The sequence below is a fragment of the Mesorhizobium sp. WSM4823 genome (assembly GCF_055811195.1).
Genome location: NZ_JBVVQL010000001.1, coordinates 543,572 through 559,382, shown reverse-complemented (window position 1 = coordinate 559,382; position 15,811 = coordinate 543,572). Strand labels below are relative to the sequence as shown.

General features: G+C 63.9%; 11 protein-coding genes. 6 read left to right on the top strand and 5 right to left on the bottom strand.

What is annotated here, in order from left to right:
- Positions 1–427 precede the first annotated feature (427 nt).
- From AC0L26_RS02720 to AC0L26_RS02695, 6 genes are read left to right on the top strand one after another with little or no spacing between them, the layout of a single operon-like run.
- Positions 428–1,816 (top strand): SWIM zinc finger family protein, encoded by a 1,389-nt coding sequence (locus AC0L26_RS02720; RefSeq protein WP_473631134.1) that lies wholly within the window; start codon positions 428–430, stop codon positions 1,814–1,816.
- Positions 1,813–3,258, top strand: coding sequence for a DUF5691 domain-containing protein (locus tag AC0L26_RS02715; RefSeq protein ID WP_473631133.1), 1,446 nt, complete (start codon positions 1,813–1,815; stop codon positions 3,256–3,258). Before AC0L26_RS02720 ends, AC0L26_RS02715 begins: the two co-directional genes overlap by 4 nt.
- Before the next feature lie 18 nt (positions 3,259–3,276).
- Complete coding sequence (locus AC0L26_RS02710) at positions 3,277–4,356, top strand: ATP-binding protein (RefSeq protein WP_473631132.1); 1,080 nt, start codon at positions 3,277–3,279, stop codon at positions 4,354–4,356.
- A gap of 4 nt (positions 4,357–4,360) precedes the next feature.
- Positions 4,361–6,634 (top strand): DUF5682 family protein, encoded by a 2,274-nt coding sequence (locus AC0L26_RS02705; protein WP_473631131.1) that lies wholly within the window; start codon positions 4,361–4,363, stop codon positions 6,632–6,634.
- Complete coding sequence (locus AC0L26_RS02700; protein ID WP_473631130.1) at positions 6,627–7,868, top strand: VWA domain-containing protein; 1,242 nt, start codon at positions 6,627–6,629, stop codon at positions 7,866–7,868. The genes AC0L26_RS02705 and AC0L26_RS02700 overlap by 8 nt, the downstream gene beginning before the upstream one ends.
- A gap of 5 nt (positions 7,869–7,873) precedes the next feature.
- Entirely contained in the window at positions 7,874–9,265 is a 1,392-nt protein-coding gene (locus AC0L26_RS02695) for an FAD-binding oxidoreductase (protein WP_473631129.1), read from the top strand.
- A 26-nt stretch (positions 9,266–9,291) separates the two neighbouring features.
- Here the strand turns inward: AC0L26_RS02695 and AC0L26_RS02690 are convergent, their stop codons facing one another.
- The 5 genes from AC0L26_RS02690 to AC0L26_RS02670 all read right to left on the bottom strand — a co-directional run bounded on the left by AC0L26_RS02690 (position 9,292) and on the right by AC0L26_RS02670 (position 15,752).
- Positions 9,292–10,215, bottom strand: coding sequence for a pseudouridine-5'-phosphate glycosidase (locus AC0L26_RS02690; protein WP_473631128.1), 924 nt, complete (start codon positions 10,213–10,215; stop codon positions 9,292–9,294).
- A gap of 24 nt (positions 10,216–10,239) precedes the next feature.
- A complete protein-coding gene (locus tag AC0L26_RS02685; RefSeq protein ID WP_473631127.1) occupies positions 10,240–11,349 on the bottom strand; it encodes a carbohydrate kinase in 1,110 nt (369 codons plus the stop codon).
- A 127-nt stretch (positions 11,350–11,476) separates the two neighbouring features.
- On the bottom strand, positions 11,477–13,039 hold the full coding sequence (locus AC0L26_RS02680) for a zinc-binding dehydrogenase (RefSeq protein ID WP_473631126.1): 1,563 nt from the start codon (positions 13,037–13,039) through the stop codon (positions 11,477–11,479).
- Positions 13,040–13,049: 10 nt separating this feature from the next.
- Positions 13,050–13,487, bottom strand: coding sequence for an SRPBCC family protein (locus AC0L26_RS02675; protein ID WP_473631525.1), 438 nt, complete (start codon positions 13,485–13,487; stop codon positions 13,050–13,052).
- A gap of 78 nt (positions 13,488–13,565) precedes the next feature.
- Complete coding sequence (locus AC0L26_RS02670; protein WP_473631125.1) at positions 13,566–15,752, bottom strand: flotillin domain-containing protein; 2,187 nt, start codon at positions 15,750–15,752, stop codon at positions 13,566–13,568.
- Positions 15,753–15,811: the final 59 nt, after the last annotated feature.

Below are 15,811 nucleotides of genomic sequence, written 5' to 3'. Positions count from 1 at the left end.
TATCAGTTGATGCAAAATTTTTCACAAGGCGCCGCCGGAGTCAAGCGCCGCGTGATCAAAATTGCACTGAGGAGGCAAAAAACTGGCCTGCTGGAGAGGCATCGTGCAGGCCGGCGCCCGTTTGAAATGCCACACCTGTCGACCTGCCGCAGCCGCGATCAGTCTGCCGCCCTGCTCGCTAATCGGCGCCCAGGGTTGGCTGCGTGGCCCAGCCAGCCGATCAAATTTGCGACGTTTGCAATTGCCCGGGACCCGAATGGCGGTAGACCTCGCTTGCGGATCAGGCGGATTCGGGCACGTAGGGACAAGGGCCAGGACGTATCGATCTTCACTTCGCGGGAGCTACAATAATTCTTCACAAACAGCTATCTATGCTGGCGACAGGGCGTTTGGTTCGAGTCACGAGGGGCGCGGCTTGGAATTCGATTTGAAGACCATTGAGGCGCTTGCTCCCGATCAAGCGTCGCTGAGCGCCGCCTCCAAGCTGACCAAGCGATCGAACTGGCCGCGGCTCGAGCGCAATGAGCAGCAGGCGCTCATCTGGGGTGAATGCCAGGGTTCCGGCTCCAATCCTTATCGGGTGGTGGTCGACACAGGCGATCACGGCTACAAATGCACTTGCCCGTCGCGAAAATTCCCGTGCAAGCACACGCTGGCCCTGATGTGGATTGCCGCCACCGCGCCAGCCAGTTTTGCCGCGGCCGAATCCACGCCGGAATGGGTGAATGACTGGCTTGGCCGGCGCAGAAAGACGACGCCAGCGCCAGCGCAGTCGACACAAGGCGCGGCAGCCAAGAGCATCGATGAAGCCGCACGGATGGACGAGAGCGTCGCCGTCGAAGACGTTGCGGCTGTGGAGCGTCGCGAGGCAGCGCAGCGCAAGCGGGCGGAGGACACACGACAAGCGGTATCGGCGGCGCTGGATGAGCTCGATCAATGGATCGCCGATCAGTTGCGGCTTGGCCTTTCGAGCTTTATCGAGGCGAGCAGCGACCGTTGCCGCCGGATTGCCGCGCGGCTGGTCGACATGAAGGCAACCGCGCTTGCCGGTCGCGTCGACGAGATCCCATCGCGGCTGATGGCGCTGCGCAGCGAGGAAAGACCGGATGCGGCAATCCGCGAGCTCGGTAAGCTCGTGCTGCTGGCCAAGGCGTGGCGGTCGTCGCCCGACGACCCTGAGCTGAAACGCCTCGTATCGACGTCCGAAACCCGCGAACAGGTTCTAGCCAATCCGGATGCAAGACAGGTCGAAAGCTTCTGGGAAGTTCTCGGCGAGAAGATCGAGAGCCGCCGCGACGGTCTCGTCAGTCATTCGACCTGGCTGCTCGATCTTAAGAGCACCATCCCGCAATTTGCCGTGCTGCTCGACTATTTTCCGGCTTCTGCCGGGCGCCGGTCCAACGCTTTTGCTCCGGGTGATCGTTTCGATGCACGGCTGGTCTTCTATCCATCACGCAAGCCGCTCCGCGCATTGGTGGCGGAACGCAAGGGTGAAGTGATGTCCGGCGCGTGGCCTGATTTCACCTTTGGCGCTGCAAAGGACCCACTTGCCACGCATGCTTCCCATCAGGAGCCTGCGCCTTGGACTACCGATTGTCCTCTCATGCTGCCGCCTGGTGCGATCCTGGTCGACGACCAGGGCACAGGCTGGTGGCAGGCCGCGGACGATCCGCAAGGGATAGCCTTGCCGATCGCCGGCGCTGTCAGTCAGACATTGCTCGGCCTCGAACTTGCGGCCACGGCCGCGCTCTGGGATGGCGCCCGGCTTGACCTTCTGGCGGCGCAAAGCGGGTTCGGGAGGCTTGACCTGTCGTGAACGAACTCGAGCAGACGGGCCTGGCGACAATGCGTGACTGCTGGATCACCGGCGGAGCCACTTTCGATCTGGCTCCGGCCGCCTGGAAGGCAATCGCCGGCGGCGCAAATGCCGACGAGCAGGAGCGCAGGCTCCTGGCAATTGCAGCGCAAGCGCTCGACGTCGCCTTGCGGCCGGCGGCGCCGAAGACGCTCAAGCGGCGGCCGCCGCTGCCCGAGCTTGCCTTGCCAGCGCTGCCGGAGCGGTTGCGGCCGCTTTTGCGCGCCGCGCTGAAACAAGCCGCCGACGCAAAGCGCAAGACGCGCGTGGTGACGCTCGTCGCCAGCCGCGGCTTCGTGCTCCACCCCATGGACTGGATGCCGGGTGCGTCGGACCAGAACAGCCCGGATGTCTACGCTCCCTGGATCGACTGGCAAGCCAGCGTGGATGGAGAAAGACATGCCCCGCAAGAGAAACTCACGGCGGAAAACTGGGATGAGTTCTATCCCGCCGCGCGCCGCATCGCGCTGGCCGATATGCGCCGCAGTGAACCGGCTTCGGCTCGAACGCTGATCGAGGCCAAGGCATCGGGTGAACCGGCAGAAATCAGGCTTGCGCTCATCGAACTGATGCGCTTCGGCCTCAATGCCGAGGACGCGCCGTTCCTGAAAAGCCTTGCCACCGACCGTTCCGGCAAGGTGCAGGACCTGGCTGGCCGGCTGCTGGCAAGGTTGGGCGAGCATGGCCATTCGAGCAAAGGCGGGCCGGAGGACCCCGCAGTCGAACTCGCCGCCTTCATCGGCGAAGGCAAATCCGGCTTCATCCGCCGCCGGACCACTTACACGCCGGCGAAACTCAAATCCCCGGCGCAGGAAAAGCGCCGCGCCGAATTGTTCGAGACCTGCAATCTCGTCGACCTTGCCGCACGGTTCGGCACTACGGAACCCGAATTCATAGGGGCCTGGCAATTCGGCGCTGACACCAATGCCGACATCCTGATCGCACGAATGGTCGCCGCTTCCGGGAGCGACGCGGCGGTGACGCATATGGCGGACATGCTTGTCGCCGATGGCGGCAAACCGGCGCTGTTCGTGTTGCACCTCATGCCGCGTCTGGACAGCCGCAGAAAGCGTGTCCTCATCAGATTGATCCTGAAAGACTCGAAATATCTTGGTGCTCTCAATCTTGCCGAAGGCATGGAAGCAAGTTGGTTGGAATGGGGCGACCTGACGAATAGCCAAACACTGCTGGCGTTGAGTTCCGCCGTTGCGGGAAACGACGACGCCGTGAAGCGAGGTGTCGACGAAATGGTGGAAACGATGGGCTTTCTTGCCACTGCGACCACAGCAGCCAAATTGATCGACGACGTTGTCGCAGCCGGCATGCCGCCCGCGGCCCCATCACTCAGTGTCCTGCGTCTCAATGCGGCGCTGGCCGAATATCCGTCTAGAACCGACACATGATCAATCCGGAGAATTCATATGAACGCTGCCATCCGTCTCCCGGTCGAGCAGGCCTATGCCTCTGAATTGCAGGCGCTGGCGCGCGGTGATGACCGGCAAAAGCCTGCCGGCTGGAGCCTATCGCCACAGGCTGTGCTGACCTATCTGCTGGGCGGGAAGGCCGGTGACGGCACCCTGATAACGCCAAAATATGTCGGTCGCCGCCGGCTGATGGAGACCGCGGTGGCAACGCTCGCCACCGATCGCGCACTGTTGCTGCTCGGCGTTCCCGGAACGGCAAAGTCCTGGGTGTCCGAGCATCTCGCCGCCGCCATCATGGGCGACTCGACGCTGATCGTGCAGTGCACGGCCGGCACCGACGAGAACCAGATCCGCTATGGCTGGAACTATGCGCAGTTGCTGGCCAAGGGCCCGAGCCAGGAAGCGCTGGTGCCGACGCCGCTGTACCGCGCCATGCAGACCGGCAAGCTTTGCCGCCTCGAAGAACTGACGCGCATGGGCTCCGACGTTCAGGACACGCTGATCACCGTGCTTTCCGAAAAGATGATGCCGATCCCAGAATTGAACACATCGATCTATGCCCAGCGCGGCTTCAACATCATCGCCACGGCAAACAATCGGGACAAAGGCGTGAATGAGCTTTCTTCGGCACTCAAACGTCGCTTCAACGTCGTGGTGCTGCCGCTGCCGGAGGACATGGCCGAAGAGGTGGCGATCGTCGCCAAGCGGGTCGACGAAATGGCTGGTGGGCTCGACCTGCCGGTGCCGAAAAATGTCGGCGAGGAGATCGCTCGCGTCCTGACCATCTTCCGCGAATTGCGTTCCGGTGCGACCGCCGACGGCAAGGTGACGCTGAAGACGCCCTCGGGCTCGCTGTCGACCGCCGAGGCGATCGCGACGATGGTTGGCGGGCTCAGCCAGGCGGCGTGGTTCGACAGCGGCAAGCTCGGTGCCGAAGGTCTTGCCGCCAGCCTTGTCGGCGCGATCGTGAAAGATCCAGTACAGGACAAGGTCGTGCTGGAGGAATATTTGGAAACAGTGCTGAAGAAGCGGCCGGACTATGCCGGCTACTACGCGGCCTTGAACGCAGCGATCTGACGCCGTGGGACACGGCGACATCGCCTATTTCGGCATACGCCATCACGGGCCTGGTTCCGCCGACAGCCTGGTGCAGGCGCTACGGGATTTGAAGCCGGTCGCCGTGCTGATAGAGGGGCCGATCGACGCCTCCCCGCTGCTGCCCTTGCTGGCGCGCCCGGAAATGCAGCCGCCGGTGGCGCTGCTTTGCTATCCCGAGGACGATCCGGCTTCGACAAGCTTCTGGCCCTTCGCTGAGTTCTCGCCCGAATACCAGGCGGTGCTGTGGGCGGTTCGGCACAAGGCGGCGTTGCGGTTCATCGACCTGCCGTCGTCGGCGCGGTTTACGGCGGCGGTGACGGATGGCGCGAACAAGCCCGACGACCCCGACAGAGCCGAGCCCAGGGACGAAGCCGGCGACAAGGACGGCGACGCGGCCCCGCATCGGCGTGACCCGATAGGTACACTCGCAAGGGCTGCCGGCTATGAGGACGGCGAAAGCTGGTGGTCCGACATGATTGAACAGAACCCGGAACCCGGCCCTATATTCGCCGCCATCGCCGATGCGATGACGACGCTGCGGGACGGCGAGGGTCCGATCGCTGAGTTCGAGGCCCAGCGCGAAGCGCATATGCGGCTCGAAATCGCCGCGGCGCGAAAGGAATTCGACGGACCTATCGCTGTCGTCTGCGGGGCATGGCATGTGCCGGCACTGCAGGCCACACACTCGCAGAAAAACGATCAAGCCCTGCTCAAGGGGATCGCGCGGCGCAAGAGCACGATGACATGGGCGCCGTGGACGGGACGGCGTCTGGCGCTGGGCTACGGCTATGGCGCGGGCGTCGTCGCACCCGGCTGGTGCAAGCATCTTTGGCGCACGCGCGGCCGTCACGATGCGGCAACCCTGTGGCTTGCAATGATCGCGGCGGTGTTGCGGGCGAAAGGTCACCTGATCTCGACCGCTTCGTTGATCGAAGCGGAGCGCCTCGCCCGGACGCTCGCCGCAATTCGCGAACGGCCCAAACCCGGGTTCGAGGAATTGCGCGATGCCGCGATTGCGGCTCTGTTCAGTGGCGAGGCGGTGCTGTGGACTCTGGTCGAGGCCGAACTGCTTCTGGGTGCCGACGTCGGGGAAATCCCACCCGACACGCCGTTGGCGCCGTTGATCGAGGATCTGCAGCGCAACCAGAAGGCGGCGCGGCTGAAGCCCGAGGCGCTGGAGCGGGAGTTATCCGTAGACCTGCGAAGTGATAGCGGGCTGTTTCGCTCGACACTGCTGCATCGGCTGAACGTGCTTGGTGTGCATTGGGGCAGATTGACGGACAGTGGCCGCAGTCGTGGCACGTTTCGCGAGCGGTGGACGCTGGCATGGGATCCGGAATATTCCGTCCGTCTGGTCGAGAACCTGATCTACGGGCCGACCATCGAAAAGGCTGCCAACGGCCGCCTGATCCAGATGATCGAAACGGCAGCGACCCTCGACACGCTCGCGGCACTGGTCCAGAGCGCCACCACCGCAGGCCTGTCGGAAGCTTCGAGTGCCGGCCTCGCGGCGTTGGAGGCACGAGCGGCGCACAGCAGCGAATGCCTGGAGATCCTGGCGTCGGTGCCGCCGCTCGCCGACATCATCCGCTACGGTGAGGCTCGCAAGACGGAGACAAACCGGCTGTCCGGCCTCATGGAGCGGCTGATCGTCGAAGGTGCGATCGCGCTTCCCTATGCTGCGCGCGATCTGGATGAGCAAGCCGCCGCGACACTGGTTGGTGCGATGCGCATGGCCGATGAGGCGATCAGACTGGTCGAGCCCGGGCAAGACGTGCTGGACGGATGGCGCAGCGGGCTGGCTGCCGTGCTGGAGGGGTCACGGTCGACGGCGTTGCTGGCAGGATGTGCCGCGCACCTTCTCTACGAAGCCGGTCGCCTGTCCGCCGAAGCCGCTGCCGGGCTGCTCGGGCGACGCCTGTCGCCGGGCACGCCGGTGGCCGAGGCGGCCGGGTTCTTCGAAGGGTTCTTCAGCACAGCCGGTCAACGGCTGATTTATGACGACGGTCTGCGCAGTGCGGTCGATGGGTGGCTCAAATCCCTGGACGAAGATGCTTTCATCGCGCACCTGCCATTGCTGCGTCGTGTCTTTTCCAATCTGGACAGCATGGAACGCCGCCGGCTGATCGAAGCGGTCCTCGGCCGCGCTGCGCGCCTGCCGGCTGGCCTGACGCCGTCGCCGGATGGGGGCGAGGCATGGCGCCGGCACCTGGAGCTGCTTGGACCGTTGCTCATAGGACAAAACGGCAATGGGTGACGAGAGCGAAGTAAATGAGCCCGGCCCACTCACTGCCGATGGCGGAAGGGAGCGCCGCTGGCGACTGGCGATCGGCGCCGATGACGAGGCGTCGGTGGCACTTTCCAGCGACGACAAACGGCTTTCGGCGGCGCTCGACGCTCTCTACGGCGATGGCGACAGCGCTGCGGCGAGTGACCCGCGCAAGCGGCGCGGCGGGCTCGGCCGCTCGGCGCCGCGCGTTGCGCAATGGATGGGCGACATTCGCTCCTTCTTTCCCGCGCAGGTCGTTCAGATCGTCCAGAAGGACGCTTTTGAACGGCTGGACCTGAAGCAGATGCTGATGGAGCCGGAATTCCTCAAGGCGATCGAGGCGGACGTCAACCTGGTCGCCGACCTGGTTTCGCTGCGCTCGGTCATGCCGGCCAAGACCAAGGACATCGCCCGCACGATCATCGCCGATATCGTCGCCAAGCTGATGCAAAAGCTGGAGCAGAAGACCGCTGAGGCGATACGTGGCGCGCTCGACCGGTCGAGGCGCACCAACCGCCCGCGTTCGCGCGATATCGACTGGCAGCGCACCATCTCGGCTAACCTTCGCCACTACCAACCCGAGCACAAGACCATCGTTCCGGAGAAGCTGGTTGGTTTCATGCGCAAGCAGCGCCGGCTGGTCGATCTCGACGAAGTCGTTCTCTGTGTCGACCAGTCCGGCTCGATGGCAAGCTCGGTGATCTACGCCTCGATCTTCGCAGCCGTCATGGCCTCACTGCCGGTTGTTCGCACCAAGCTCGTTTGCTTCGACACAACCATCGTCGACCTTACCGAGGAACTCAGCGACCCCGTCGAAGTGCTGTTCGGCGTGCAGCTTGGCGGCGGTACCGATATCAATCAGGCCGTAGCATACTGCGCCAACCGTATCGAGCGGCCAACCAAGTCGCATCTGGTGCTGATCACCGATCTCTATGAGGGCGGCAACGGCCAGGAACTGCTGCGGCGGCTGGCAGCGCTGGTTCGATCTGGCGTCAATGTCGTCGTGCTTCTGGCGCTGACCGATCAGGGCCGGCCAGGCTACGATCCCACGATGGCAGGTTCGGTCGCGGCACTTGGTATTCCCGTCTTCGCCTGCACGCCGGATCTGTTTCCGGATATGATGGCAGCGGCACTGCGCCGGGAAGATATCGGCGCCTGGGCGGCGGGGGCGGATATCAAGCTCATTCGCGCCGACGCCGAGGCGCCCAGGGCAGACGAGTGAGCGCCATGTCCAAGAGGATTGCCGAACTCCTGTCGCGGCTGGAAAAGCGGCTGGACAGGTCAGCGATTGTTTTAGCCGACGAGGCCGGACCACGTTACCGGGAAGATCCCGACGGCAAAGCCGGCGCGCCGCCGGAGTTCGTGCTGCGTCCGCGTACTGCCGGCGAGGTGTCGGACATTCTGCGCCTGTGCAACGAGGTAGGGCAGAGACTCGTGATCCAGGGAGGGCGGACCGGACTTGCGGGTGCGGCGCGAATTCAGCCCGGCGAGGCGGTGCTGTCGCTGGAGCGCATGACTGCGATCGAGGCTGTCGACCGAGAGGCCGCGACGATCATCGCCGAGGCCGGCGCGCCGCTGCAGATGGTGCAGGAAGTAGCAGACGCGGCTGGCTTGCTGTTCGGCGTCGACATCGGTGCGCGCGGCACGGCCACGGTCGGCGGCAATGTCGCCACCAATGCCGGGGGCATCCGCGTGCTGCGCTACGGCATGTATCGGGCGCAGGTGCTCGGCCTGGAAGCGGTGCTTGCCGACGGCAGCATCCTGACCTCACTCAAGGGCCTGCCCAAGGACAATTCCGGCTATGACCTCAACCAGTTCTTCATCGGCAGCGAAGGCACGCTTGGCGTCGTCACGCGCGCCTGCCTGCGGCTACACCCGAAGCCGGCCACCGAGGTCAATGCCTTCTGCGCGCTTGCGTCGCTCGATGCGGCAATAGCGCTGCTTGCGCTGCTCAGGCAGAAGCTCGGGCCGTTGCTGTCGGCCTATGAGGTGAATTTCGCGCCGCTCTACGGCGCCATGGTCGCTGGGATGGATGCACCGGCGCCGCTGCCCGTGGGGTCACCCGTCTATGTGCTGGCCGAGATCCAGGGCAGCGAGCCCGAGCGCGACGGCGACCGATTTGCTGCTGTTCTGATGCAGGCGGTCGAGGACGGCATGGTCGACGACGTGGTCGTCTCGCAGTCGCCGCGCGAGTTCCGTGCGCTGTGGGCGGTGCGCGAGGATGCCAACCGCTTCCTGTTTTCAATGAAAGGCCTGATCGGCGTCGACATCAGCATCCCGCTGGCAAGAATGGGGGCTTTCCTGCAAGAAGCAGAAGCCGCGATCAGGGCTGTCGACCCCAGCGCCGACATCTACGTCTTCGGCCATCTTGGCGATGGCAATCTGCACTATCAGGTGCGCACCGTGGATCCGGCCGCCACACACGGCATCGTCTATCGTGGCGTCGCCGCGGCTGGCGGCGGCGTCTCGGCCGAGCATGGCATCGGCCTCGACAAGAAGGAATGGCTGCATCTGGCGCGCAGCGATGCCGAGATCGCGGCCATGCGGCGCTTGAAAGCGGTGTTCGACCCGAACAATATCCTCAATGCCGGGCGGGTCTTCGATCTTTCACCGGGCTGAAATCGAAGGCCGATAGCATCTCTATTTCATGCCCTTAACTGCGTATGCGCCACGGCGATGCGGGCGGCGAGTGCGGCGTTGTTGCGGACCAGCGCGATGTTGGCCTTCAGGCTGCGGCCTTGCGATAGTTCGTTGATGCGGGCGAGCAGGAACGGCGTCAGTTCCTTGCGGCCGATGCCGCGTTTGTCAGCTTCCGCCACCGCCGCCGCGATCGTGCCGTCGATGAAGGCGGGATCAAGCGCATCCGCCTGCGGAATCGGATTGGCGACGAGGATGCCGGTGCCCGAGCCCATCTGCTCGTGCAGCAGCATGGCGCGTGCAATCTCTTCTGGCGTGTCGAGGCGATGATCGGCCTTGAGGCCGCTCGATCGTGTGTAGAAAGCCGGAAAATCGTCGCTTTGAAAGGCAATCACCGGCACGCGCTGGGTCTCCAGATACTCCAGCGTCTTGGCGATATCGAGGATCGATTTCACACCGGCGCAGACGACAGTCGTGCCGGTCTGGCCGAGTTCGGTCAGGTCGGCCGAGATGTCGAAAGTGGCTTCGGCGCCGCGATGCACGCCGCCGACTCCGCCGGTGGCGAAAATGCCGATACCAGCAAGGGCTGCGATCCGCATCGTCGCCGACACCGTGGTTCCGGCCGAACCGCCGCGCACCATGATGGCGGCGAGGTCGCGCCCCGATGCCTTGACCACGTCCTTCGCCGCGGCAAGCCGTTCCAGCTCACGGTCGTCAAGTCCGACTTTGATCTTGCCGGCGACCACCGCGATCGTGGCGGGCACGGCGCCGTTCTCGCGGACCACGGTTTCAACGCCGCGCGCGGTCTCCAGATTGGCAGGATAAGGCATGCCATGGGTGATGATCGTTGATTCCAGCGCCACCACCGCGCGGCCTTCTCGAAGCGCTGCCGCAACCTCGTCGTTCAGGTGGATAAGGGAAGAAGGTTTCATGGTCTCGCTTTCGGTCGTCTCGTTTTAGGCGGGAATGCGGTACATGCCGGCGGTGAGGAAGCGCGGCGACAGATCGGGATGGACGCTGGATTCGCTCTCGGTGGTCAGCGTGGCGAGCAGCGCCCCTGTGCGTGCTGCGTCGAGCACAGGATCGCCCGAAAGCACCTTGTACATGGTGCCGGCAATCATCGCGTCGCCGGCGCCGGTGATGTCGACCGCGCGGGCCGGGACGGAACGCATCGTCGCCAAGCCGCTTTCGGTCGCCACCGCAAATCCATGCGCGCCCATGGTCACGATGACCTCGGCAGCACCTGCCGCGCGCAGCGCCGCCGCGGCTTCCTTCGGCTTCAGCCGCTTGTCGGCGTCGGTGATGGCAAGCATCGCGTTGGCCTCGTCGTGATTGGTGAACAACAGGTCGATGCCGGTCAGGTCCTTCGGCAAGCGTGCGGATTTCGGCGACGAGACCGTGTCGACGGCGAGCCTGAAGCGCGCGCCCTGTTTGCGTGACATCAGCGCTTCGATCGTCGCGGCCGGCAGGTTGCAGTCGATGAACACCCAGGTTGCCGAAGCGAGATGCGGCCAGAAGCGGTCGAGATAGGATGGCGAAAACAGGTCGAAGATCTCCATGTCGGCAATGCCGAGCACGAGATCGTTGTTGGGATCGAGGATGGCCGCATATTCGGCCGTTGGTCGTTCCGTGGTGGTGATGACCTGGCTGACATCGGCGCCGAGGTCACGCAGATGCCGCACCAGCGAGCGGCCGGTTTCATCGTCGCCGACAATCGAGACGAAACTGACGTCGACGCCGAGGCGGACAAGGTTCTCGGCGACGTTGCGGGCGACGCCGCCGAAGCTGCGGTAGCCGTCGACCGGGTTTGACGTCTCGAAGATCAGATCCTTCTTGGCGTGATACTTGCGGTCCAGAACCGCGCCGCCGATGCAGATCATGCGCTTGGAGGCCGGCAGCACATAGCCGCGGCCGAGAATGTAGCCCTTGTTGACGAGCTGCATGATGTGGGCCGCGACGGTCGAGCGGGCGATGCCTAGCGCGGTTGCTATGTCCTGCTGGCCGGCGAACGGGTTCGCCGCGATGAGATCCAGAACCGCTTGTTCCTGTGCTCCAAGGTCGTCCATCACTTCACCGGCCTGTTCGATTGGAGGCCTTCCGATATGAAAGACAACAGATGACTTTGTCAACATTTGTTAGCGTGGGAGGCACATTGATGCCGGTCTAGCGGGTGTACTGAGAGCAGAGCGGTGGCTACGGCACCAGCACCAATGCGCCCGTTGTCTGCCTGGATTCGAGGTCGCGGTGGGCCTCGCCGGCATTGCTCAGGCTATAGCGTCTGGGGGGCTCGATCCTGACGACGCCTTGCCGTAGCGCTGCGAAGAAACGGTCGACGTGCGGCGAAAGCTTTGCCGGAGTGTCGGTATAATGGGCGTAATTGGGACGCGATATGGTGATCGACTTCGATGCAAAGCGGCCGATATCCCAGTTGCCGACCGGTCCGGAGGCTTGGCCGAAACTGACGAGATGGCCGCGAATGCCGAGTGCCGCCAGTGAACCGCCGAACGTGTCGTTGCCGACCGCATCGTAGGCGACATCGGCGCCAGCGCCGCCGGTCAGGCGCATGACGGCCTCGGCGAAATTCTCGCGCGAATAAACGATGACGTGATGCGCACCAAGACGTTCGGCGATCCGCGCCTTATCGTCGCTCGATACCGTGGCAATGACCGTTGCCCCCAAATGGCGGGCCCACTGCACCAGAAGCTGGCCGATACCGCCGGCGGCGGCGTGAATGAGAACGACGGAGCCTGGCTGCACGGCATGGACGTCGTGCAGCAGGAAACTCGCGCTGATGCCTTTGAGCAGGCTCGCTGCCGCGGTCTCGTCCGAAACGTCGTCCGAGAGCCGGACCAGCAGATCGGGCGCCATGTTGCGCCGCTCGGCATAGGCGCCGACCGGCGGGCAGGCATAGGCGACGCGATCGCCGGCTGAAAAGCCCAAAACCTCCGAACCAATCGCTTCAATGACGCCGGCAGCCTCCATGCCGGGCACATCAGGCGGCTGCAAAAGGTCGAAATAGCCGGTGCGGCAATAGACGTCGATGAAATTGACGCCGATCGCCCTGTGACGGATTTGCACCTCGCTCGGTGTGGGCGGAGGCAAAGCGATGTCTTTCAGTTGCAGCACCTCCGGCCCGCCATATTTTTCGACGAGGATCGCCCTGGTCCTCTCGATCTGACTGGTCCTCTCGATCTGACCCGAACTCGTGGCTCCGGAAGACATGGCCCCTGAAGATATTGTCGGAGCGATCCGCGGCAGGGCTGCCGATGGTGTCGGTGCGACCACCGGCGCTCTCGCATGGAAAGGTGCGGTTTTCGGCTTTCGACGCAAAAGGCTGCGAATAGCCTCAAAACCGGCCTGGTAGATGCCCTCGGTGACGAGCCTGACCAACTCGTCGCGACGATGCGCGGGTGGATGGAACTCGGACCGCCACTCCCAGAAAGTGGCGTTGCCGTCGGTCACCGGCTTCAGCCGGATCGATGCGACATAGCCCATCAGCGGCAGCGGTGCTTCGAGCAGGCAATAGCTCAGCCGAAAGTCCTTATCGGACAGCGCCAGAAGCTGCTCGCGCAATTCGCCGCCGTCGGCCAGCCGGAAATGACGCACCGACCCCACCGCATCGACCGGCTCGCCCCCATCGATCTCGCTGAACGCGATGGCCGGATGCCAGCGCTCATGACCGTTGAAGTCGCGCAGGATCGACCAGACGTCCTCGATCGGCGCATCGATGATCGTGCTCTGGCGGACTTGAACCATAGCGCAGGCGTCAGCGCCCGAAGCGCTGCTTGAGTGCGCTGAGCGCAGCCTGGAATGCGCCGGTGCCAATCTGGTGCGTCAGCGTTGCCTCGCGTTCGGGGGCACAGTCGAACTCAGCCTGCCACTCGGCCAAGGTCAAATTGCCGTCGGTGATCGGCGTCAGCGACAGCGTTGAGATGTAATTTTCCACCGCCATCGGGCTTTCCAGGATCGCGTAGCTGCAGGACAGGTCATAGTCGGACAGCGCCAGCAATCTTTCGCGAATCCGCCCGCCATCCCTGAGCACGAAATTTCTGATACAGCCGATCTGGTCGGGATGCGCATTTTGCTCGATGCGGCTTTCGGTGACGAACGGCGTCCAACTTGGCAGCGCGTTGAAATCGCGAATGACCTTCCAGACCTCTGCCGCCGGCGCAGGAATGACCGAGGAAACATAGACCTTGGTCATGCCGGGCAGCCGCCAGCGTGACACAAGCGGCCGAGACATTCCGATTCGCTTGCGCACCGCATGGACTGCACGATCAAGTCAGCGGTCGCGATCGTCATCGTCGTCCTTGCTGATCTTGCCCTTGCCTTTCTTGTCGCGGGTCAGGCTCGAAATGTCCTTGGCGTCACGCAGCACATCGGTCATCCGCCCGAGCGAACCGCCCTCGATGCCTATCTCCTTCATGAGATTGTCGATCATCGGCGCCTGTACCCGATAGCGCAGCGCCGAATCGATCACTTCGTCGGTGACGTTGCGGTTGCCTCCGGGCCCGCCATTGATGCCATCGACATGCAGGATCTTGATGCCGTCGATCTTCTCCATCGGCTTGACGCTTTCGCGGATGATGCCTTCCATATGGTCGAGCAATTTGCCGCGCAGACGGCCGGCGCGAGCCTCATCGGAGAGCAGGTTTTCGGCCTCGTTGAGCTGGCGGTGACCGGCGGCGTCGACCTCGTAGCGCTGGGCCGCGGCAAGGGCGTGAATCTTTTCGGATTCGGCCGAGGCGACGGCGGCGATCTTCTGCGCTTCGGCGAGGCTTTTGGCAGCCTTCATCTCGGCATCGGCCGCCGCGGTTATGCGCAGGGCCTCGCGCTCTGCCTCACGGGCGGCGCCGATCAGGTCGGTCAATTTGCGGCGTTCGGCGATCTCGCGTTCGCGGGCGGTGAAGGCCTGTTCCTCGGCCTGGATGGCCTTGGCGCGGACCGCTTCCGAAGCAGCGATCGCCGAAGACCGCTCCTGCGTCTTCTTGGCGATGTCGATGGCCTTCTGGATCTCGGCGATCTCGATCTTCTGGTCGCGGTCGACACCAAGCTGGCGCAGGTCACGGTCCTTGATCAGCCGGGCTTCCTCGATGCCGCGCTCGGTGGTGATGCGGGCGCGCTCGACCTCTTCGCTGGCCGATATCTCGGCTTCCTCGAAAGCCTGGCGCTTGGCGATCTGCAGCGCTTCGAGGTGACGTTCCCGCGCAATCCTCACTTCATCGATGGCGCGCTCCTGATCGATACGGGCCGTTTCGATCGTCTGGTTCTCGACAATTTCGGCGCGTCGCTTTTCCGCTTCGGCCCTGGTGACCTCGAGCGCTTTTTCCGCCAAGGCGATCTGGCGTTCGAGCTCGGCGATTTCGAGCCCCTTCTTGCGCTCGATCTCCAGTTGGCTCTGCGTGCCTTCACGCTCGATGCGCGCCTTCTCCAGCGCAAGCTCGAGCGCTATCTGCTCGCGCTCGGTCAGTTCGCGCATTTTCATTTCCGTCTCATCGAGCGCACGGCGCCGGGCAATCTCGCGGCGCTGGGTGTCTTCTTCGTTTTTGATGCGCTCCTCGGTGATGTTGCGCTCCTGGTTGAGGCGCGATTTCTCGACCGCTTCGCGCGAAGAAAGCTGCGCCTGCTCCGACTCCTGGTCGCGCAGTGCGCGCTCGATGGCGAGTTCGGAACGCTGCGAGGCGCGGCGTATCTCGACTTCGCGCTCCTGTTCGAGGCGGGCATATTCGGTGTCGCGGTCGATCTCCAGCACCTTGCGCTGGGTGTCGAGGTTCTGGTTGCGGATATCGACCAGCGTGCGCTGCTCGATCTCGTTGCGCATCCTGCGCCGCGTCTCGATCGATTCGGTGAGCTGGGTCAGGCCTTCGGCGTCGAAGGCGTTGGAGGGGTCGAAATATTCGAGGCTGGTCTGGTCGAGGTCGACGATGGCGACGCTCTCCAGTTCGAGCCCGTTGGCGGCGAGCGATTCCGAGGCGAGCTGGCGGACCTTGGCGGCGTAGTCGCCGCGCAGTTCGTGCATCTCCTCGAGCGTCATCTGGGCCGCGACCGTGCGCATGGCGCCGGCAAACTTGCCTTCAAGCAGTTCGCGCAGACTGTCGGGCTGCAGCGTACGGCGGCCGAGCGTCTGAGCGGCTGCGGCAACCAGCTCGCGGCTCGCCCCGACACGGACAAAGAACTCGGCGACCAGATCGACGCGCATCCGGTTTTTGGTGATCAGCGCAAAACCATCTTCGCGGCGCACCTCGATACGCAAGACATTCATGTTGACCGGGGTGATTTCGTGCAGCACCGGAATGACGAAGGCGCCGCCATTGACCACCACCTTCTCGCCCATGAAGCCGGTGCGCACGAACGCCGTCTCCTTGGTCGAGCGGCGATAAAGCCATCTGAGAACATAGACGGCGATCACCACGACGATCGCGGCAATGATCAGCCACAAAAGGAAAGCGCCAAAGGTCTGCGCGGCCATTCTTTCTACCCTCCCAAACAGGATGCGGTCAGCCATCGGCGACCGGCATCAATTCCATA

Excerpts from the sequence above, each read along its gene's own strand:
- AC0L26_RS02700 (WP_473631130.1), top strand. The coding sequence starts at position 6,627 with ATGGGTGACGAGAGCGAAGTAAATGAGCCCGGCCCACTCACTGCCGAT.
- AC0L26_RS02670 (WP_473631125.1), bottom strand. The coding sequence starts at position 15,752 with ATGGCCGCGCAGACCTTTGGCGCTTTCCTTTTGTGGCTGATCATTGCC.
- AC0L26_RS02685 (WP_473631127.1), bottom strand. The coding sequence starts at position 11,349 with ATGGACGACCTTGGAGCACAGGAACAAGCGGTTCTGGATCTCATCGCG.
- AC0L26_RS02675 (WP_473631525.1), bottom strand. The coding sequence starts at position 13,487 with ATGACCAAGGTCTATGTTTCCTCGGTCATTCCTGCGCCGGCGGCAGAG.
- AC0L26_RS02680 (WP_473631126.1), bottom strand. The coding sequence starts at position 13,039 with ATGGTTCAAGTCCGCCAGAGCACGATCATCGATGCGCCGATCGAGGAC.
- AC0L26_RS02710 (WP_473631132.1), top strand. The coding sequence starts at position 3,277 with ATGAACGCTGCCATCCGTCTCCCGGTCGAGCAGGCCTATGCCTCTGAA.
- AC0L26_RS02690 (WP_473631128.1), bottom strand. The coding sequence starts at position 10,215 with ATGAAACCTTCTTCCCTTATCCACCTGAACGACGAGGTTGCGGCAGCG.
- AC0L26_RS02695 (WP_473631129.1), top strand. The coding sequence starts at position 7,874 with ATGTCCAAGAGGATTGCCGAACTCCTGTCGCGGCTGGAAAAGCGGCTG.